17 protein-coding genes and 4 tRNA genes are annotated in these 21,802 nt (G+C 36.1%); 11 read left to right on the top strand and 10 right to left on the bottom strand.

What is annotated here, in order from left to right:
• Positions 1–60: 60 nt before the first annotated feature.
• Together ttrR and ttrS are read right to left on the bottom strand one after the other, a co-directional pair.
• Positions 61–663: a tetrathionate respiration response regulator TtrR gene (gene ttrR / locus JEP36_RS08585; protein WP_075673842.1), complete on the bottom strand. Its 603-nt coding sequence runs from the start codon at positions 661–663 to the stop codon at positions 61–63.
• Between the two features lie 10 nt (positions 664–673).
• Positions 674–2,437: a tetrathionate respiration histidine kinase TtrS gene (ttrS, locus tag JEP36_RS08580; protein WP_198630083.1), complete on the bottom strand. Its 1,764-nt coding sequence runs from the start codon at positions 2,435–2,437 to the stop codon at positions 674–676.
• Positions 2,438–2,614: 177 nt separating this feature from the next.
• Between ttrS and ttrB the strand changes: the two genes are divergently transcribed.
• The 3 genes from ttrB to ttrA are packed head-to-tail and all read left to right on the top strand — an operon-like array spanning position 2,615 to position 7,456.
• Positions 2,615–3,358 (top strand): tetrathionate reductase subunit TtrB, encoded by a 744-nt coding sequence (gene ttrB, locus JEP36_RS08575; protein WP_072068548.1) that lies wholly within the window; start codon positions 2,615–2,617, stop codon positions 3,356–3,358.
• Positions 3,355–4,383, top strand: a complete 1,029-nt coding sequence (gene ttrC / locus JEP36_RS08570) for a tetrathionate reductase subunit TtrC (RefSeq protein WP_198625768.1) — start codon at positions 3,355–3,357, stop codon at positions 4,381–4,383. The genes ttrB and ttrC overlap by 4 nt, the downstream gene beginning before the upstream one ends.
• Complete coding sequence (gene ttrA, locus JEP36_RS08565; protein WP_198619817.1) at positions 4,376–7,456, top strand: tetrathionate reductase subunit TtrA; 3,081 nt, start codon at positions 4,376–4,378, stop codon at positions 7,454–7,456. Before ttrC ends, ttrA begins: the two co-directional genes overlap by 8 nt.
• Positions 7,457–7,726: 270 nt before the next feature.
• Here ttrA and JEP36_RS17850 read toward each other — a convergent pair whose 3' ends face one another.
• The 6 genes from JEP36_RS17850 to JEP36_RS08535 form a co-directional block, all read right to left on the bottom strand.
• Positions 7,727–8,329 (bottom strand): response regulator transcription factor, encoded by a 603-nt coding sequence (locus JEP36_RS17850; RefSeq protein WP_198619818.1) that lies wholly within the window; start codon positions 8,327–8,329, stop codon positions 7,727–7,729.
• A 294-nt stretch (positions 8,330–8,623) separates the two neighbouring features.
• Complete coding sequence (bssS, locus tag JEP36_RS08555) at positions 8,624–8,878, bottom strand: biofilm formation regulator BssS (RefSeq protein ID WP_064720401.1); 255 nt, start codon at positions 8,876–8,878, stop codon at positions 8,624–8,626.
• A gap of 211 nt (positions 8,879–9,089) precedes the next feature.
• Positions 9,090–10,142, bottom strand: coding sequence for a dihydroorotase (gene pyrC, locus JEP36_RS08550; RefSeq protein ID WP_198619819.1), 1,053 nt, complete (start codon positions 10,140–10,142; stop codon positions 9,090–9,092).
• A 198-nt stretch (positions 10,143–10,340) separates the two neighbouring features.
• Positions 10,341–10,416: transfer RNA gene (locus JEP36_RS08545), tRNA-Asn, on the bottom strand.
• A gap of 323 nt (positions 10,417–10,739) precedes the next feature.
• A tRNA-Asn gene (locus tag JEP36_RS08540) sits at positions 10,740–10,815 on the bottom strand.
• Between the two features lie 352 nt (positions 10,816–11,167).
• Positions 11,168–11,243 (bottom strand) — tRNA-Asn (locus JEP36_RS08535).
• A 296-nt stretch (positions 11,244–11,539) separates the two neighbouring features.
• Here JEP36_RS08535 and JEP36_RS08530 point away from each other — a divergent pair.
• Together JEP36_RS08530 and JEP36_RS08525 are read left to right on the top strand one after the other, a co-directional pair.
• Positions 11,540–12,481 (top strand): AraC family transcriptional regulator, encoded by a 942-nt coding sequence (locus JEP36_RS08530; protein WP_232805435.1) that lies wholly within the window; start codon positions 11,540–11,542, stop codon positions 12,479–12,481.
• An 89-nt stretch (positions 12,482–12,570) separates the two neighbouring features.
• Positions 12,571–13,164 (top strand): NAD(P)H-dependent oxidoreductase, encoded by a 594-nt coding sequence (locus JEP36_RS08525; protein WP_198619820.1) that lies wholly within the window; start codon positions 12,571–12,573, stop codon positions 13,162–13,164.
• Between the two features lie 142 nt (positions 13,165–13,306).
• Here the strand turns inward: JEP36_RS08525 and JEP36_RS08520 are convergent.
• Together JEP36_RS08520 and JEP36_RS08515 are read right to left on the bottom strand one after the other, a co-directional pair.
• Positions 13,307–13,382 (bottom strand) — tRNA-Asn (locus JEP36_RS08520).
• Between the two features lie 156 nt (positions 13,383–13,538).
• Entirely contained in the window at positions 13,539–14,045 is a 507-nt protein-coding gene (locus JEP36_RS08515; RefSeq protein WP_198619821.1) for a YlaC family protein, read from the bottom strand.
• Positions 14,046–14,500: 455 nt separating this feature from the next.
• On the opposite strand from JEP36_RS08515, the gene cspE reads away from it, so the two are divergent.
• From cspE to motA, 6 genes are all read left to right on the top strand, one after another.
• Positions 14,501–14,713, top strand: a complete 213-nt coding sequence (gene cspE / locus JEP36_RS08510) for a transcription antiterminator/RNA stability regulator CspE (protein ID WP_004243573.1) — start codon at positions 14,501–14,503, stop codon at positions 14,711–14,713.
• 110 nt (positions 14,714–14,823) lie between these two features.
• The gene (dsrB, locus tag JEP36_RS08505; protein WP_099075784.1) at positions 14,824–15,018 is read left to right on the top strand and encodes a protein DsrB; all 195 of its coding nucleotides are present in this window, start codon (positions 14,824–14,826) and stop codon (positions 15,016–15,018) included.
• A 403-nt stretch (positions 15,019–15,421) separates the two neighbouring features.
• Positions 15,422–16,120 carry an MgtC family protein gene (locus JEP36_RS08500; RefSeq protein ID WP_072068540.1) on the top strand — a complete coding sequence of 233 codons (699 nt, stop codon included), beginning with the start codon at positions 15,422–15,424 and terminating at the stop codon, positions 16,118–16,120.
• Between the two features lie 3,719 nt (positions 16,121–19,839).
• Positions 19,840–20,190, top strand: a complete 351-nt coding sequence (flhD, locus tag JEP36_RS08495; RefSeq protein WP_072063484.1) for a flagellar transcriptional regulator FlhD — start codon at positions 19,840–19,842, stop codon at positions 20,188–20,190.
• Between the two features lie 2 nt (positions 20,191–20,192).
• The gene (gene flhC / locus JEP36_RS08490; protein WP_006533207.1) at positions 20,193–20,774 is read left to right on the top strand and encodes a flagellar transcriptional regulator FlhC; all 582 of its coding nucleotides are present in this window, start codon (positions 20,193–20,195) and stop codon (positions 20,772–20,774) included.
• Positions 20,775–20,908: 134 nt separating this feature from the next.
• On the top strand, positions 20,909–21,802 hold the full coding sequence (gene motA / locus JEP36_RS08485; RefSeq protein ID WP_196571556.1) for a flagellar motor stator protein MotA: 894 nt from the start codon (positions 20,909–20,911) through the stop codon (positions 21,800–21,802).

The following is a 21,802-nucleotide window of genomic DNA, read 5'->3' as shown; positions in this document are numbered from 1 at the left end:
ACTATTTTTCCAATGAATATCTTATATTGTGACACTTTTTAGCGCAGATAAGAAATTTTGTCATAAATTAGGTGAAATTATTTCGATACCTTGTAATGCCGTCACCAATTCGGCAATATTTTTAGCTGCCATTTTGTCCATCACTTTTGCTCGATGAACTTCGACAGTTCTTATTGAAACACAAGCAACTTCCGCAATTTCTCGGTTCATTAATCCTTGAATAACATAATAGGCAATGTCTTTTTCTCTTGGGGTTAATGAAGCATAACGGCGACGAATATCATGTGCGGTAAAACGCGTATTGGTTTCAAGAAATGCTGCATCTAAAGCAGATAACAACGCATTGCTATCAACGGGTTTTTGTAGAAAGTCGATAGCTCCTTTTTTGATCTCTTCAACTGCCATGGGGATATCGCCATGACCAGTTAAAAAAATCACAGAAAGGGTGCTGTGCTTATCAATTAAATGCTGGTGGACTTGCCTGCCATCGGGTTTTGGCATTCTCATATCTAACAATACAACACCTTGCTGATAGAGATTGACATTGTTGATAAAGAACTCACTATCATTCCAGACATGGGCTGAATAACCTAAGCTTTCTAATAAAAACTGACAAGCATCAGTGACAGCAAGATCATCATCAACAAGATGAATTGTTGGCATTTTTTCTCCGTTATTTATTTTTGTTAGGGAAAATAAGTGTGATTTTTATTCCAACTTTATTTTGTTCATTCTTTTGGTTTTCAATATGAATATCAGCACCTTGAGAAAGCAATAAACGTTGGCAAATCACCAAACCTAACCCAAGTCCTTCCGTTTTTGTTGTTTGGAATGGGGAAAAGGGCTGTTCAAGTTGGCTGTGGCTCATTCCACCTGCATCATCTTCAATGACTATAAGTAACCTATCAGGAGCCTTATGGGTGCTAATTTTTAGTTCGTTAGCGCCAGCTTGGAGACTGTTGGTGATTAAATTCGATAAAATTTGCTCTAATAATGTTTCGGGTAAACACAGGGTATCATGTTCATCAATATGGGTGATCAGTGAAACCTGTGGGTATTTGTCTTCTACGCGTAAAAGCTTCCAAATATGTTGGATACACTCTGCAATACTTTGATGAGAAAGCAAAATGGTATCAGTATTAGGTGTTTGTTTTCCAACCCATAAGCGTAGATTTCTAATGATATCAGCGCCGCGTTGCGCCTGCTTATCTATTTGTTGCAATGCAGGTAGCAATGGGTGCGATTCATTCTCTCTTTTGAGGCGAATAACGCTCCCTTGCGCATAGCTTTTAATAGCAGAAAGTGGCTGATTAAGCTCATGAGCAAATCCTGATGCCATTTCTCCCAATATATTTAAGCGTTGAGCGTGTTCTAACTCTTCCTTTTGCTGTCTTAATCGATTGTGAGCGTGTTCCAGTTGGCGACTACGACGCCTAACTAAATAGCTGATCCAGACTTGGTTTAGGATGAGAAAAAGGATAGCCGCCAATGAAAGACCAATAATAAATTGGTGCTGAATAGCCCAACTTTGCGCATCTTGCCAAAGCTGTCTTTGGCGAGGATGTTGGTTGACTTCCCTTAATAGCTTTTCAACTTGTGTATGTGAAGCAGGGGCTCCCCATTTCATCGGTTTACTATCATCGGTGAGTAAAACGCGAGTGACTTTATCAACAAGTTCATCAGGTACGGTATCTAGTGCTGCGAATGACCAATTAGGGTAGAGCGGTGTACTGGTTAAACATGGCGTATTGGTTTGATAGGAAATCAAGGGGCGGTAATCACTTTTACGAATAAGCCCTTCGCTATCCATATTTTCCAGTAAACAGACGGGAATAATTGCCGCATTAATATCCTCATCTCGTAATAGATAAAGTAAAGCATCCGCCGGAAAACCCGTGAAACGCAATGTGAAATCTTTATCAGGATCAATTCCGTCTTCTCGTAGCGCTTTGTAACCTAAAAGATAGCCGCCAAAGGCATCAGGGGCAATGGCGCCAACGCGTTTTCCGATTAATTCATGTGCAGAAGTAATCGGGCTATCGTTACGGACGAGAATTAGGCTACCAATGACATTTCGTGTCGTGTTATCAGGCTCATAGCCAGAACGTAAAGAGAGCAACCAGCGTAATGGAAATGCATTATCTAATTGAATAAATTGCGCAGGATTTGTGAGTAAGAAATCAACACTTTTCTTCGCAACTGCTAATTTCATCTCCTCCAGATTTAATGGCATTAACACAAAGTTTTCTGACGGAAATTGTTCATTTAATGTATCAACAAGTGGATGCCAGTGTCTTTGAGTGGACGCATCACCACGTAGTGCTAAAACACCGATTGTCCACTCTTTTGCTGTGGCTTGTAGAGGAAGTACAAAAAAGAGCAGCAATAACCCGATACTTACTGCGTTTCTTATCCCAATTGTCTGTTTTATCGTCATAAATATCTAATGTTAAATATTGTCTTGGATCAAGTTCGCACTTGGTATGTGGTAAACCACAATAGGTGTTATCTTCAGTAATTTTTACAATGCACTTATAACAAAACACATACTTTTTAATTTCTATTTCCTTCACTCATAGTGAGATTGTGTTATTGAGTGATGCTGGAGACAAATATGGATCTTGGAAAACGAAAATTTTTACAACAATTAGGGGTCCTTACTGCGGGTGCTTCACTGGTTCCTTTAGCTGAAGCCGGCATTAAATTATCACCTGAGCGTCGTGAGGGCTCGGAAGATAAACGCTACGGTATGCTGATTGATTTACGCCGTTGTGTAGGATGCCAGTCCTGTACTGTGAGCTGCAACATCGAAAATCAGACGCCTCAAGGACAATTTAGGACGACAGTAAACCAATATCAGGTTGCTATCAAGGGGCAAGAAGGGATAACCAACGTCTTACTGCCTAGATTGTGTAACCATTGTGATGAACCACCTTGTGTGCCAGTTTGTCCTGTTCAAGCGACTTTCCAACGTAAAGACGGCATTGTCGTCGTTGATAATGAACGTTGTGTTGGTTGTGCTTATTGTGTTCAAGCATGTCCTTATGACGCACGTTTTATTAATCACTCAACACAAACAGCAGATAAATGCACTTTCTGTGCACATCGCCTCGAAGTTGGATTATTGCCTGCGTGCGTTGAATCTTGTGTTGGTGGTGCTCGTATTATCGGCGATATGAAAGATCCTAATAGCACTATCAGCAAAATGCTACGTACACATGAAAAAGAGCTTAAAGTATTAAAACCAGAAAGCGGTACATTGCCACAAGTTTTCTATCTCGGCCTCGATGATGCATTTGTACAACCGTTAGCAGGTCAAGGACAACCCGCATTATGGCAGCAGGAGGTTCACTCATGATCCCGCAAATTTCTCAAATTCAAGAAGTCATCGCGATCCCTCAAGAATATTTTTGGTTACCTTGGGCTGTGCAATATTTCTTTTTTATCGGTATTGCTTGTAGTGCAACGCTTTATGCGTGCTGGCAGTGCTGGAAAGGCGGTGCAGGTAATCAACGTTTAGAAGCGGTTGCTGTCTTTATTGCAGTAACAGCTGGCATTACAGCACCTCTTGCTTTAACGGCAGATTTACACCAAACAGCACGCGTGTGGCACTTCTATGCTTATCCAACACCGTGGTCTTGGATGGCATGGGGATCACTATTACTGCCATTGTTCTCAGTATTTAGCATGCTTTACTTTGCTGCGATGGTCGTTCGTTTAGTCTGGAAGCGTGAATACAAATTAACTCGTTGGGTAGCATTAGCTTGCTCATTAACTGCGATTGGTTTGTTGTTATATACAGGTCGCGAAGCTTCTATCTTAAAAGCAAGACCTGTGTTGTATACCTACTGGTTACCAATACTGTTGTTCTTTAGTGCAATGCAAGTACTACCGACATTACTCGCATTAGGCACACGTCGTGAACCTGTACATCAGCGTGAATTAGCGATGTGGTTTGTGAGTTCACTGATGTTATTAGCAGTATGTACGGGCTTTTGGGTTGCAGGCGATACGATTTCAGGTCAGGCAATTAGAGAACAATTAGTAATGGGAAGCCTTGGCTGGTGGAGTGCCATGGGCGTTATCGTACTATGGGGTATCTCTGTTGCGATGGGACTTTTGATGGCAAAACAAGTACGTTCGGTTGCGTTTATTACCATCATGGCATTTGTATCAATGGGACTTGCGTGGGTATTACGCTGGTTGATGTTGATGGGTGCTCAATACATTCCAAAATATAACATAATTACAAACCCTTATGAGTTTACGCTAGGTAATGATGGATTGATGGCAATTGTTGGTACATTTGGATTGTGGATAGCGTTAACTATTTTATTTAGAGAAAGTATTCGTTGGGTTGTCAGGAGAGTGCAGCATGGCTAAGTTTACAAGACGTCAATGGCTTAAAGGTGGGTTAGTTATCGGTGGTATTGCCGCATTTGCTGCCAGCTACCGTGATGTTGCTAAACGTGCCATAGATGGTTTAGTTGATGGCACATCAGGTAAAGTGACACTTGATAGGATCAATGGAAACTCGTTATTACCTGAAGGTAAAGTTGTAAAAGACGCAAAATGGCAAGCGAATACAGATCAATCTGTTTGTATGACGCAATGCTTTGGTTGCTGGACACAATGCGGCGTTCGTGCCCGTGTTGATAGAGCCAATAATAAAGTTTTACGTATTGCAGGTAATCCTTATCACCCACTTTCTCATGATCATCATTTTGGCTATAACATGCCAATTAAAGAAGCATTTGAAAAAATGGGTGGTGAAAGTGGTTTAGAAAACCGCTCTACGGCGTGTGCTCGTGGTGCAACCATGATGGAAAGCCTTGATAGCCCAACACGTATTCTTGAGCCGATGAAACGCGTGGGTAAACGCGGTGAAGGTAAATGGAAACGCATTAGTTTTGAGCAGTTGATCCAAGAAATTGTTGAAGGTGGCGATCTCTTTGGTGAAGGCCATGTTGATGGCTTACGCGCCATTCGTGATTTAGAGACTTTAATCGATCCAAAGCAACCGGCTTTAGGCCCTAAAGCTAATCAATTATTAATGACAAATGCGGGTGATGATGGTCGAGATACGTTTATTCGTCGCTTTGCTCAAAACTCATTTGGTAGTAAAAACTTTGGTGCTCATGGCTCTTATTGTGGATTGGCGTACCGTGCTGGCTCTGGTGCGTTAATGAACGATTTAGATAAAAACGCCCACGTTAAGCCTGACTGGGATTACGTTGAATTTGCACTATTTTTAGGAACATCACCAGCACAATCAGGTAACCCATTTAAGCGTCAAGGTCGTCAGTTAGCTAACGCACGAATTCGTGATTCGTTTAACTATGTGGTTGTTGCCCCTGCTTTACCTTTAACAACAACATTAGCTAACGATCATGGGCATTGGGTTCCAGTTCAACCGGGAACGGATGCCGCTTTAGTTATGGGGATGATCCGCTGGATCATTGAAAACAATCGCTACAATGCAGAATATCTGTCAGTACCAAGCGAAGTTTCAATGAAAAATATGGGTGAGAAGAGCTGGACGAATGCGACTCACCTTGTGATCAGTGATGAAAAACATCCTTTGTCAGGACAAATGCTGACAACTGCACATTTTAATGATGTTGCAGAAGGGGAAGAGCAAACCTTGGTTTTATCACTTGAAGGTGAATTAGTTCCATCGACCCAAGTTAATAAAGCACAATTGTTTGCTACGCATACTGTGACATTAAAAACGGGTGCTACCGTTACGGTTAAATCAAGTTTCCAATTACTTGATGAAGCGGCTAAACGTATGACACTGGCAGAATATAGTGAGCGTTGTAAAGTACCAGAAACAACAATCGCTGCATTAGGTCGTGAATTTACCGCTTATGGACGAAAAGCGGCGGTTATCTCTCATGGCGGTATGATGGGCGGTAATGGTTTCTATACTGCATGGAGCGTGATTATGCTGAATGCGCTAATAGGTAACTTAAACCTTAAAGGTGGAGTATCTGTTGGTGGCGGTAAGTTTAATGGTGCAACCGATGGGCCATGTTACAAAATGGATAGCTTTAAAGGTAAAGTTAAACCAAAAGGCATGGTGTTATCACGCAGCAAAGCCGCCTATGAGAAATCTGATGAATACCGTGAGCGTATAGAGAAAGGGGGATCCCCATATCCAGCAAAAGCACCTTGGTATCCGTTTGCTGCTGGACAATTAACTGAGCAGCTAGGCTCTGCATTAGCAGGTTATCCTTATTCATTAAAAGCATGGATAACGAATATGACCAACCCTATTTATGGGATTGCGGGTATTCGCCAAGTGATGGAAGAGCGCTTGAAAGATCCGAAGCACCTACCTTTGATTATTGGTATTGATGCTTTTATGAATGAAACAACAGCGCTGGCAGACTATATTGTTCCTGATACACATAACTTTGAGAGTTGGGGATTTAGTGCGCCTTGGTCTGGTGTTCAAACTAAAGCAAGTACAGCACGCTGGCCGATTGTTGAACCTCGTGTTGCAAAAACAGCTGATGGTCAGCCAATTTCAATGGAAGCATTCTGTATTGCTGTTGCAAAAGCCTTAGATTTGCCAGGCTTTGGTGAGAAAGCAATCGAAGATATGGAGGGTAACTTCTATCCAATCAATAGTGCAGAAGATTACTATTTACGCGTTGCCGCTAATATGGCGTTTATGGGGGAAAAACCTGTTGCCCCTGCAACCAATGAAGATATTTTATTAAGTGGTGTAGACCGTATTTTACCTGCGATAACATCAACATTAAAAAATGAAGAAGTTCTTCAAGTTGCCTATATCTATACACGAGGCGGTCGTTTTGCCCCTTATGACAAAGCGTGGAATGGTGAAGAAACTGGACCTCAGTGGAAAAAACCATTACAAATCTGGAATGAAGAAGTGGCTAAAAACCATCATGCAATAACAGGTGAACGTTATAGTGGTTGCCCGACTTATTATCCACCACGTTTATCGGATGGTAGTGATATTCATCAGCATTATCCTGAAGAGCAGTGGCCATTAAAATTAATGTCCTTTAAGTCTCATGTGGTGAGTAGTTCAACAGGCATGATCCAGCGTTTAAGAATGGTAAAACCGAGTAACTTAGTCGCAATTAATCCTCAAGATGGTAAAAAATGGGGGGTTAATCATGGTGATAAAGTTCGCATTGTTACACCCGGTGGACAAGTGGAAGCTGAGATTAGTTTACTTGATGGCGTAATGCCGGGCGTTTTAGCGATTGAACATGGATATGGGCATCAAGAGTTAGGCTCTCGTCAGCATTATTTAGATGAACAACCATTACCGATGGATAAAGGCATTGGCAACGGTATCAACCTTAATGATTTGGGGTTTGCTGATCCAACACGTCAAATCACTAATACATGGTTAGATTGGGTATCTGGTGCATCTGTGCGTCAAGGTTTACCAGCTAAGATTGAGCGCATAGCTTAATTATCGATTTGGTATTTTAAATAATCACTTCACTCTTTATTAAAAGAAGAGTGAAGTGATTGCATAACAAATCAGTTTTACTTTATCTTTTATAAGATAGAGCTATATCAGTTTAATTATTTTAATATCATATGTATCCTACATACATAATATTATAATAAATTTAAGGTGATCAACACGCATATTAGCCACCTCATTTACAGGGAGTAATAATAGGAATTGGATTCCTTTTTTCTTCTGTTTGTTTTTTTTGATTGAAATGTATTAGGATTATTTCTCATATATGTATTTTAAAATATTATATATGAAAAATAATTCAATTCGATTTTTCACATTAATTTTTTCGGTAATATGCCTTTTGTGTGAATATACTGTACTACTACTAATGGATAGTTTTTTAGCAATTTGATGATTAGGTATTTCATTCATCCAATAATTAATAATTTTTTGTTCTTGTGAACTAAAAATAGAACATAATGAATGTTTATAGGTCGGAAAGTAAACTTGGCATCGAGAAGTGAACAAAGATGTCTTTTCAAGCACCCAAGGAAGTATCTTCTTCGGAAGGATAAAACAGTTATTTGTCAATGCGATAGGTCTTTCTTTGTCTGGGTAGTTAGCATCAATATAAAGATAAAGCCGACAGCTTCTTGTTGAAATAAAAAAAAGTTGCAAATGCGGGCAATGTGCTACTTCTCGACAATATCTTGTGAGATCAATAAATATAATATCTGGCATTGAGTGATTAATATAACTATTGGCTTCTTGTATAGATGATATGTCAATTATTTCATGTCTTAGATTTCTCTTCGAAAAATAATGTTTTATACCATTACGAGTAAAAAAACATTCATCAATAATTAATACTTTCACAAATAACTTCCTTGTTTGTAGCTGTTTTAATTTATTAAAATAAAGATAACCTTATTTTATGTCAATTCGGCTTATATATTATTTTTCTGAAGATATATCGAATAAAAAGGTTATGATTATTTTTTCATTAAATGAAAGTTGATTTATTAATATGGGCAATTATTTGCATGCAGTAAGAGCTGGTTTATATATTGATATAAATAATATGTGATAGAGGACTGTAGGGAGATAAAATGAGAACAGGAGTACCAAGTACTCCTGTTTTACGTTCGCTAACTTTTCTAGATCTTTTTATTAATGTTTGGTGTTGTCTGAAACAGAATCTTCAGATGATTCAATTTTATCAATGCCAGCTTGAAGAATATGAATCAACTGCTTAGCTATGTCTGTTGTGAGCCAAAGTGTCTTATCTACAACTGCATTTTCTGGATGATGTTCGTTTTCAGGAAGATAATGTAAACGCAACATCATGGCATCGTAGATGTCAACGGTACTGATGTCCCAGCCTACAACAGGATGTGTCTGAATAACTTCATTTTTTCTACTCATAATACCTCCTAATCATACAACCGGTTTTGACTAAGAGAGAAGCTCCCACACAAAGTGGTTACTTTTCAGTATACGAGATTTATCGTGATTAAAAAGATAAATTTTGGTTATAACAAAAAAATGTGTACTGGCTCTGATAAAAGAGTAATGCACCATTAACAGTCGAACAAATGTTATATGGTGCATTTTAGATAAATATCAAGGGGGAGAATTAATCGACAGTGATATCCCAATGAATATTTTCATTCGCTAAGAAAGGAATAAGCGCTTCATTACCACAAAGGATTTGTGCTGGAGCCTCAACAGTTTTTTCAGTTAATGTGATTGTTCCTTCATTAACGGGTAAACCATAAAAACGCGGACCATTTAGAGAACAGAAGGCTTCAAGGTGTTGTAATGCATTGAGTTCTTTAAATACGGTTGCGTAGGCTGCCAGTGCGGTTGGTGCATTAAATACCCCAGCACAACCACAAGATGATTCTTTGCGGTGCTGTAAGTGAGGTGCTGAATCTGTACCTAAGAAAAAGCGAGAGTTTCCTGATGCAACTGCTTCTCTTAGTGCTTCTTGATGAACGTTGCGTTTAAGAATAGGCAAGCAATATAGGTGAGGTTTAACACCACCAACTAACATATGATTGCGGTTAAACATCAAATGTTGCGGAGTAATGGTAGCACCGAGAAATTCATTTCCTTCTAATACATACTGAGCGGCTTCTTTAGTTGTAATATGTTCAAAAACAATTTTTAGCTCAGGAAATTGCTTGCGTACAGGAGACATAACGCTATCGATGAAACGTGCTTCTCTATCAAAAATATCAATGCTTGAGGCGGTTACTTCGCCGTGGATCAGCAATGGCATTCCGATTTTTTCCATCACACTTAAGATTGGATAAATCTTTGTGATATCGGATACACCATGACTTGAGTTAGTTGTTGCATTCGCAGGATAAAGTTTACAAGCAGTAAAAACACCTTGTAAGAAACCTTGCTCTACTTCTGAAGGCAATGTGCTATCTGTTAAATAGCAAGTCATTAACGGTTCGAAGTTATCGCTGGCAGGAATAGCCGCTTTGATGCGATCACGGTAAGTGCGAGCCGCTTCAATCGTTGTAACAGGTGGAACAAGGTTTGGCATCACAATAGCTCTGCCAAAATAGCGACTGGTATAAGGAACAACGGTTTTTAGCATGTCATCATCACGAAAGTGAACATGCCAATCATCAGGACGGCGAATAGTGAGGGTGATAGGTTGTGCAGTGGTCATATACCGGCTCCGTGTGTCTTAGGAAAATCGAAAGATCAAGGATTGGATTGGACTAGATAGTCAAGCCGGAAACGAATGCTAATACGAAAACGATTAAATAGCTACCATTTAATCGTATTTTTTTATTATGTTTTTGAAATTATGTAAGGTGAAACAGAGAATAAAATCAAGAAGTTACGAGGGTGACACAAAAAGAAATGGCTCCTCCAACTGGACTCGAACCAGTGACATACGGATTAACAGTCCGCCGTTCTACCGACTGAACTATGGAGGAACATCATTAAGTGGCGTGTATCATATAGTGGGTGATTTGATATGTCAAAGGACAATCGACGATATTTGTTTAAGTGCATAGATAAACAACATATTGTGTGTTTCTAAAACAGATAATCTAATAATGAGGTGGTGAACTCGTTTAAATGGCTATTTTTTTCACACTGAAGACTAAAAATAAAGATAAAAAATAAAGAGATAACGTATTTGAGACCATGTTGGGCTCTGAAAAATAAAATAGATAGAAAAATGAGAAAGGTATTGATAATAGAGAAGGTGGAAAGCAAAAAGCCCGCACTGTAATAGCGCGGGCTTTTCTAAATTTGGCTCCTCCAACTGGACTTGAACCAGTGACATACGGATTAACAGTCCGCCGTTCTACCGACTGAACTATGGAGGAAGCGAGTTCTCGTGAGAACGAGACGGATAATAGCGAGGGTGATGAACTTTGTAAAGTAAAAAAAGTGAAATAATAGTTTAAGTGGCTAAAAAATAACTAATTTATAGTTTTTAAATCAAATAAGGTGGTTTTACGTTTAAAAAACAGTCAGTAGAGCTATGTTGATTGAAATAGTTTTATAAAAAGGTGTTTTTTATTGATGATTTTGAGTTAACACAGAACAGAAATAACAGATGCATAAGATGAATATGTAGAGGATACAAAGGAAATAAATAAGAAATAGAGGAATAAAAATAACTGATGAGTAGAAAGCAAAAAGCCCACACTGTAATAGCGTGGGCTTTTCTAAATTTGGCTCCTCCAACTGGACTTGAACCAGTGACATACGGATTAACAGTCCGCCGTTCTACCGACTGAACTATGGAGGAAGCGAGTTCTCGTGAGAACGAGGCGAATAATAGCTATCCTCGCTCACCTTGTAAAGTAAAAAAATGAAAAAAATAACCGTTTGCTCAAGAGTGCATCAGATTGTTTCTTTTTTGACAAAAATGTATAAAAAATAAATGGTTATCAATAGAAATAATATTCGAAATTACATTTCTACTCGCTGAAATGTGTCTTACATTGGAAAGAAAAGATAAAGCGTTTTTTTAAAAGAAAGTTTTTCATACTGTTTAGTTATACAATCTGACGAATTCAAAGACTAATTGAAGATCCCGAGACGATGGATACTACGAATTTATCAGTACCGATGGTATTAGAGTTTGAGCAATTTAAAAAAACACTTCTTCTATATACAAAAGATAAAGAAGGGGGATGGGATACCTCTGTTTCTGGTTTAGCGTTATGTCGGTATACTTCTATTACAGAGTCTGAAGGCTGGATGTATGAACCCAGTTTGGCTATTGCTGCACAAGGTGCAAAGCAAATAACGATAGGGCTAGAGACAAACTGTTATCGTCCTATGAATATGCTTTTAACATCATCAGATATACCTACTTTTGCTAAAGTCTGTGAAGCGTCAAAAGAAACACCTTTTTTAGCAATGTTACTAAAATTAGACCTCGCTCTATTACCTGAGCTGCTGGCTGAAAATAAGTTTGAATTACTACAAGAAAATAACGAAATCAGCGCTCAACAAATTGTTCAAGCAACCGCGCCAATCTTACAAGCAGTAACAAGGCTTATAAAACTAATAGATACACCAGAAGATGCACCTTTTATTGCTCCTTTGATCCAAAAAGAGATCCTTTATTACTTATTAAGATCGAATGATGGTGCGCGTCAGCAACTATTAGCATCACAACATCCTCAGTGTCGGCAAATTAGTCATGCGCTTGATTGGATTAAACAACATTATCACGAAACAATTCGGATTGAAGATCTTACAACGTTAGTGGGTATGAGCACCTCATCATTTCATTTTCACTTTAAAAAACGAACTGGCATGACGCCGTTGCAGTATCAAAAGTGGTTGCGGCTGAATGAAGCAAGAAGGATCATGCTGATTGAAATGAGTGATGTTTCTAAAGCAGCATTTATCGTCGGTTATGAAAGCCCCTCACAATTTAGCCGTGAATATCATCGATTATTTGGTTTATCGCCCTTAAAAGATATTCAACGATTAAAAGAATCAGAAACTGAAACGGTATCTTTGGATTATTAGGCAAGAATAATGGAGGAATGAGTTAAAGCAGTGATGAGTAATTGCGTTACAGTTTGCTTATTAAATATGTGTATACAAGGAGTTTAGAAGTGACTAACGTTTTTATTATTAATGCTGCAAAAGAGTTTGATGGTTCTGAAGGGAAACTCAACGATCATTTAACGCAAGTCGCCACAGATTTGTTGTCTTCACATCAGATAAATGTGCAATCAACACGCATTGATGATGGTTATGATACTAACGAAGAAGTTGATAAATACTTATGGGCTGATGTCATTATTTATCAAATGCCAGCATGGTGGATGGAAGGCCCTTGGATCTTAAAAAAATACATTGATGATGTATTTAGTGCTGGGTACGGCAAAATGTATATTGATGATGGTCGTACACGAAAAGATCCTTCGAAAAAATATGGTTCAGGTGGATTATTACAAGGCAAAAAGTATCTTCTTTCTGTAACTTGGAATGCGCCTTTTGAATCTTTTGAAGAACAAGAACAGTTCTTTGAAGGAAAAGGAATTGATGCTGTCTATTTTCCATTCCATAAAGCGAACCAATTTTTAGGTATGGAAGGATTAAAAACCTTCGGAATGTTTGATGTGGTGAAACAACCGCAAATTGAGCAAGATGTTGAAGCGTATAAAAAACACCTAAAACACGAAATTGTTGGAATAGCAGGTTAGGTCTTTATCGTACTAGATATAAATTAGCTATTTATTAATCAAGCAAGATAACGATACAGATTGGATTTAGGTAGCTGATTTAGATGATAAGAATGTAGAAAGCAAAAAGCCCGCACTGTAATAGCGCGGGCTTTTCTAAATTTGGCTCCTCCAACTGGACTTGAACCAGTGACATACGGATTAACAGTCCGCCGTTCTACCGACTGAACTATGGAGGAAGCGAGTTCTCGTGAGAACGAGGCGCATAATAACGATGATATATCAGAGTGTCAACGTTAAAAGTGGATTAAATATCTGTTTGGTTGGTTTATCAACAAAGTGGCTAAATAATAGAAGTTATTCTCCGTGTTTTTGTGTGTAACACGGAGAATCAATTAAGTTTGAGGGGATAATTGTGATGCTGAAATTGATTGTTGTACGGGATCAAATGCCATCAGGTACACATCGTAAAAATGAATTTCTTGTTTTTTATTAATAATCTCGCGAATATCTTCTTTTATTTGTTTAGATATTGCAGGGTGCTGGTGAATTTCATTTATGGCTTCATCAGAGAGTTTTTCAAAGGTATACCATTCACCGTTATAGCAAACTCTCAAATCGAGAACACCAATATCTTCAAATTTATAGATAGGTTTTATATCAAATAACAAGATACCTGCCATAACTAAGAACATGACAGTAAAGAGAACGAGCGAGATAACACCAAAGTAAGGTGAATAAATTAATAACGCAGCGAGCAATATATAAGAGAGAACCATGCTGATACATAACCAGATATGGTTTTTTAAAAACTGACTATTAAAATGTGGTTTCCCGTCTCTTTTTTCTGCTGTATTGATCCGGTCTAAATCACGCTCTAAGATTTCTTTTAATACATTCATTGTAAACACCTTCAGAGATGAATGTTGCAAACTTGTTTCTTATTACTAGATTATCACGGGGACAAGATAAGCGGGTAGAACAGTTTTTTTAAATTCTGGTATTAACTGTTATTGTTAGACCATTAAGAATATTCTTAGTCATTGTTAATAATAGAGATAAAATATCAAATAAATTTTATGCACAGTGATAAAAATAGAGGAAGAATTGTATTTTTAATGTGCAATTCGCATTTTTTTAATCTTTAGACGCATAAAACTATTGCTATTAAACTTGTCTCATGCGTTAATGAGTAAGGCCTCAATACAGACCTGATTTATGATTGACATTCTAAGTTAATGAGTTTTAAACAGCATCGCTTTTTGACCGTTTTCTTCATGTGTGCCCATAAGTTATAGGTAGTTCAGGCCAGTAGATGCCGAGAAGGCAACGTTTTATTGATATATAGGAAAGTCACATGTCTGACAAAATGAAAGGTCAAGTTAAGTGGTTCAACGAGTCTAAAGGCTTTGGTTTTATTACTCCAGCAGACGGAAGCAAAGACGTATTCGTTCACTTTTCTGCCATTCAAGGTAACGGTTTCAAAACTCTGGCTGAAGGTCAGAACGTAGAATTCACAATTGAAAACGGTGCAAAAGGTCCAGCAGCTGCTAACGTAACAGCTCTGTAATTTAAAGCCTTTTAAAAATTTTCTTCAAGCCTGTCACCTTATGGTGGCAGGCTTTTTCTTTATGGGTAAAATAAAGAAAAAGAGAATGATAATATTTATCAGGAGAGAAAATGCAGGTTAATGATAACGTTGTTGTGAAAACTGATGGTATTGACGATCGTGAAGGAACTATCCTACTTATCGAAGAATTTAATGAAGGCATAATGTATTTAGTATCACTCCCTGAATATCCAAAAGGAATTTGGTTTTTTAATGAAAAAGAGGGCGGTGAAGGAACATTTGTTAGACCAATACAGCAAAAGTGACTGACGTTTAGGTACGGTTCATTTACATTTTCAAATCAGCTACTTATACTTTTGCCAAATTTTAGTTAGGAGAAAACATAGTGGAGACAGAAAGTTGTAGGTTAATGATAACTCCATTAACTGAGAATAATTTTATTCAAAATAATAGGTAAGCTGTTTTCTTCACTAAAACTGCTTACCATTTTGGTGGGCAGTGCATTGTAATATTCCTTTCTTATATATTCCTATTATGTACTTACCCAAATAATTTCCCTTATGTCGCTAACATAAGAAGGGTAACTTCATGTGCTACATTTTTTTCTCTTTATTTCCTCCACCTAAGGCGATGAATTAATTTCAACACTCTGAACTATCAGAGCAAAATTTTCATATCGATTTTAATCATCATGTAGAGGAAATAAACATGACGATGACGCCTTATATTTTAAATCTCGTGATTGCAATGTGTCTTGGTGCTTTGATTGGTGCCGAACGTCAATGGCGACAAAGAATGGCTGGTTTAAGAACAAATGCTTTAGTTGCAACCGGTGCCGCTGTTTTTATTTTAAGTTCAATAGAAACTTCGCCAGATAGTCCCGGTCGGATCGCAGCTCAAGTTGTTTCAGGTATTGGATTTCTTGGTGCTGGTGTGATCATGCGTGAAGGAATGAATATACGTGGACTTAATACTGCCGCAACGCTTTGGTGTTCAGCAGGAATTGGCGTGTTATGTGGTTTAGGTTTATATCAATTGGCAACTATAGCAACACTTCTTATTCTTTGTGCGAATATCTTACTACGAGAAGCAGCTCAGCGGATAAACGCTCAGCCACAACATCAAGCAATAGATATAGAACAACGCTACTCAATACGAATTATTTGTCATGAAGAAGATGAAGTTTTGGTTAGAACACTCATTTTACAAGCAATAAATGGATTACATGTTCGATTACAGTCTTTAAGCAGTGCTGATACATTGATGCCTAGTCAGCTAGAAGTGTGTGCTGAATTGCTGGCAACACCTGTCGAGCAAAAAGAGATAGAAGCGATTGTTTGCAGAGTAAGTTTAGAAAAGAGTGTCAGCGCAATTAATTGGAAGATAGCGGCAGAGCATCCTGCTTGATGGATCTTTTCAAGATAATATCTTTCTACTTGAGGCGCCCTATATTAAATATAGGGCGCTTTTTTTGTCGTATAAAGACGAGATAGATATCAAATTACAAAGTTATTTCAAAAGGGAATATGAATATTGATAAAAGTTATAAAGAATATAACTTTGTAACTTGTAAGTAATAGAACTGTCATATTTCAAGCTGTTGTGTCGTCGATTATGTTTATTCATACCAGTCACATATTTTTGTTTGTTCTTAGTAAACCATTCACTTTTGCCTATCTAAACCTCAAGTTATTAAGAGCCTTAGCATAATACTTAATTCAAAAACTCATTTCTCTGATGAGAATAATGAGATCTTAGTCATGAGTTACGTATTATTACTGATATATAGAAATAAAGTATTTTGTTTATGTAATTATTATTTTTGTAACTATTACTTTATGGAATAAAAAATAGAAAAATGTGCTCAAAAAAACTAATTAAAATACGTAATAGGGTGGAATATATTCATTTTCGTTTTAATAAAAACAAACATTTTTACCTAAATTGATTAATGTACAATTATTTGTATTGTGGTTAACCCGTATATAATGAGTTATGAATGAAAAATGTTGAACAGAGTTTGGATGTATTTGACGTTATTTCTCATCTTTATTAATCGCCCTTTTTAGACTGATTTGATTTATCTCTGTTTATTTTGTTTTTAATAAACAGGAAAAACTAAAATCAAGTAAGCGATTGCTCCCCATAGTTTGCTTATTAAATGAGGTACTTAGGAGTATTGTAGGACAAAAAATCGTTATTAAGGGGCTTAGTGCAGTATAGAATTTTGGGAAAAAAGCGGTGTTTTCCATTGATTATATTGGATTTTTTTTTAATACCTAAATTATACTCTCAAATTATTTCAATGTATTTGGCGAAAATTTTATCAATATTTTCTATTGTATTTAATTTAAGTGTGACTTTTTGAGTAATATTTTTAATTTAATCAAATTAGACTTTCAAAAAATGAGGAAGAATTCAGGAAAATGGTGAGTTTAGACCGCTACAGTAAAGCTGATGAATTGCTGTGGTATGTTGTTTGTAATCACTAATCAATTATGAATGAAAACCTTTTGAAAAATTGTAGGATTTTTTGTAAAAGTCATGTAGAAAAATTGATACCAATAAGTAATCTTATAATAAGAGTAGAAAAACCACACCACTCTTTCCATCCAATAAAATAATAATTTCAAAATTATATTGTTTATAAATTTGTCAAGGACGTAAATCTTACTTATTACAGAAGGAGAATTATCTTAGTATGAAATAGATGTGTCATTAGTATTCGCTGTAAAAATATATATAAAAGATAATTGTGGTACTGACCTTTTTCGATTTACCAAAAAAGATAAAAACAACGATAAGAGGTACATTAATTTAAAAAATTGCTGGTATAAAAGGGTGAACAATCATTTCATGTTTACTTACTAAAAACGATGTAACTCATTTCAATAGAACTGAAAGCAATGCATAAAGTATTTGCATTCACCGCATGAATGATCTCAATTATTACTTTTGAAAAATACGGTTACAATATTTTCAAAACCTTTTTTTCCAAAAATTTAGAACAGTTTAGGTGTATAGAATACTAAGGTCTGTTATTGGTTTTTAAGACTAATCTAATAAATGAGATATAAGTCTTGATTATTTAGATACACCAATATTTTTATTAGGTTTTGATCGAGAGGAAAAGTCTTTTTAAACGCAAAATTACTCATAAAAAAGGTAATAAAATGAGTAAAATTAGTGGTTAGAATAGAAGAATATTTAGAGATATATTTTAGCGCTTTAAGTAAAGATATACCGATATATAAATCTTTATACTCTCCTAAGCCCATCAACATCAACTTTTGTTAAGTAATGGTGTTGTTACTAAGTCAGCACTTTTGGCTCTGTAATGTCTTGATACTTGTGCTAGCTAGGTTAAAAAAAAGAGGCTAACCACATAATAAGAGGAAACGTGAAACAATGCTCATCATTGGTAAGAGTAAAACTAATTACTGATAGGGACTATTTTGGGGCTAAAAGGTAACATTTGATATTTTTTAGTTCGCACTAATGCTAATAGAATAGTCAATGAGATGTTATTTTGATCATATTTGTTTTTCTGTCTTTACATTGAAAAAGTTGATGTGTACAAGTGTTAACTTCAGGTTGTCATATTTGTCATTACAGCCGTTTATTGTGTTGAGATAATGCTGATAACAGGAAAAACAGAATTTATATTTTGCCTTATTATTTTATGAATTAATCACTTTATATTGGAGATCTTGGGATCTTTTTTTATGAAATCGAAATTTATATTTCATAAAATGTCTTTTTTTATAAAAAAAGATGTGTATTTATATAAGATATAAATTATAAATCTGCTTTTTTATTTATATTTTTTACTGGATATTATGTTTTTAATTAATCGTCGATTATTTTATTAATATATATCTATATAAAGAGAAAAATAAGCGGATTTTAATTTGATTTTTTATACTAATAAATTGTGACTTTATTTTATAAAAAAATGATTGTTTTTTTTAATTTAACTTAAGTTAAATGCTATATTATTTTTATATTCCATTTTGAATCGATAATTAAATAACAGTCTTTTTATTTAATTAAATAAAAAGTATTCTTTTGTTTTTATATTAAAATTGTGGCAATTTTAAATTTATATTGTTCATAAAATATACTGTGATTCATAAGTAAAACTTACTTATATGTGGATATTATTTCTTTGTGACTAATTTACAGCCAATAAAACTCTTATTAAGAGTTCTGTAATTTAAGTGTTAAATAGCGCTTAATAATCATTAATTAAATTTTATTATTACAGTTGAAACTTTAATAATGTGGAAATAAATATTCAATGATTTAAGGGTGAAGATGCATAACTAAGAATTTAATTTTATATGACTTATCGTTCTGCTTAATAAATACATCAAGTTATCACATTGATTTTAAAGGATAATTTTTATCGTGAAATAATAAAAAAATTTAGGATAACTATAAATAATTAGAATGGGTTGTTTTTCAAACAAATTGTAAATAAAAAGTGATCATTTCTGAAGGTTTACGTAAATGATGAAAAAAATAATATCTATAGAAATATTTATTAAATTTGGGGGGCTTGTTTAGATAAAGATGAGGAGGAGATATATCAATATATGTTACTGTGATCAAAAAAATCTACAATTTAGGATTTGTCAAATTTTTATGCTGTATTTTTAGATTTATAAGTTTAATAGATCGTATAAAATAAAAAATTATCATTAATATTTTAATTTGGGTAGATTAGCTTATTAATTTACACCATGTTTTATTACTTTTATCACTTGAATAGTTAATGAACTAATTCCATAATAATGATTATCTTTTTGTGATGTGACTCACAGAGTATTTAAATTAGACTACTTTATCCGTTGAATAACTTAATCGTTAAGGAGTAAAGTTGTTGCGTTAGGATTATTCTTAACGAGCTATATTGGCGAGCATTTAAAGTTTACTTTTAATTTAAATGTTTTTTTCGCTACTTTTGAAAATGACCGTAACTAAGTAATACAAGGTAGTGTTACTACGTGTCATGTTCATAAAATGGGGCCTGGAAATTTAATATTACATTTATATTAATTTCCTCGGGATCTTTCATTAGAGAGATCCTCTTTGTTCAATATAATCGGACGGGATGTAAAGAGATGAGTACGGTTGAATTGCTTAAGCATATTTATGACATAAATTTATCGTATTTGCTTTTAGCGCAAAGGTTAATTAACCAAGAAAAGGCTTCCGCAATGTTTCGGCTTGGGATTAGTGACGCGATGGCGGATGCGCTGGCAGAGCTTACATTGCCTCAATTGGTTAAGTTGGCTGAAACAAACCAACTAATCTGTAATTTCCGGTTTGAAGACAGCGAAACAATAGAACAACTCACTAAAGAATCTAGAGTGGATGATTTACAACAAATTCATACTGGTATTCTTCTTTCTTCTAACTTGTTTCGTCAGTTATCGGAACAAGATACTACTGCGACAAAGAAGCGGGCATAACAATGAGTGAGAAAAGTATCGTCCGAGAAGCGAAAGATATTCGCTTAGCAATGGAATTAATCACCTTGGGTGCCCGCTTGCAAATGCTTGAAAGTGAAACTCAATTAAGTCGGGGGCGTTTAATTAAATTATACAAAGAATTAAGAGGGAGCCCCCCTCCAAAAGGAATGCTACCATTTTCAACGGATTGGTTTATGACATGGGAACAAAATATCCATTCCTCAATGTTTTATAACGCTTATCGCTTTTTATTAAAAAATGGCGGTTGTGTTGGTGTTGAGGCTGTTGTTAAAGCTTATCGTTTATACTTAGAACAATGTCCGCCTGTTAAAGATCAAGAACCTATTTTAGCACTAACAAGAGCATGGACATTAGTACGCTTTGTTGAAAGTGGCATGTTGCAACTTTCTGTTTGTACCAAATGTAATGGTTCATTTATTACACACGCACACCAACCAGCTAGCAATTATGTTTGTAGTCTTTGCCAGCCACCTTCTCGCGCAATAAAAAAACGTAAACTTTCCGCCAATCCTGCCGATATTAACTTACAACTGTTGGATGGTCTTGAACAGTTTGCAATGTGATTCGAGATTGAAAGTTAAATATCAGGTTATAGAGTTTAGTTATCTATAACCTGAGCCGTTTCCTCTCCCCCTCCTATCTCTTGCTGCTATGTTCGCCATTCTCTCTATAACGAAATTAGCTAAAGGGATATCGCGTGTTAGTACTCTTAGGATATATCGTGGTGATTTGTGCTGTCCTCGGAGGGTATACCCTCGTCGGAGGTAGTTTAGGCGCATTATATCAACCAGCCGAGTTTTTAATCATCTTTGGTGCCGGCATCGGTGCTTTTATTGTAGGTAATAATGGTAGAGCAATTGTATCAACAATGAAGATCCTACCAAAATTACTTCGTAGCACAAATTACAATAAAGCGATGTACATGGATTTAATGGCACTGATGTTTCGTTTATTGTCAAAAGCGCGTCAAAACGGGATGTTGGCATTAGAGAGAGATATCGAAAACCCACAGCAAAGTGATATTTTTTCTCAGTATCCCCGCATTATGAAAGATGCTTATATGCTTAGCTTTATTACGGACTATATGCGCCTGATGGTGACAGGGAATATGAACCCTTATGAGATTGAATCTCTGATGGATGAAGAGATCGCAACCTTTGAAGAGGAAAGTGAAGTACCCGCTTTAGGTTTGTCAACTATGGGTGACTCATTACCAGCATTTGGTATCGTTGCCGCCGTTATGGGGGTTGTAAATGCGTTAGGTGCTGCGGATAGGCCTGCTGGTGAAATGGGGGCTTTAATTGGACACGCAATGGTTGGTACTTTCTTAGGTATTTTATTAGCTTATGGTTTTATTTCACCATTAGCTTCTCGAATTAGACAACGCTCTAGTCAACAAATGAAAATGATGGAGTGTATCAAAACAACATTGTTATCTAGCATGAATGGATATGCGCCACAGATAGCAGTTGAATTTGGACGTAAAACCCTCTTTCTGGCAGACAGACCTTCTTTTGTTGAATTGGAAGAACATGTACGTCAGGTACGGACACCGATGCAGGCAAATCCTGATGCAATGAAAGAAGAGTAA

The organism is Proteus sp. PR00208 (assembly GCF_016238545.1).
GTDB lineage: Bacteria > Pseudomonadota > Gammaproteobacteria > Enterobacterales > Enterobacteriaceae > Proteus.
Note: the sequence above shows the minus strand (reverse complement) of the source record. Positions and strands in the feature narration are given on the sequence as shown.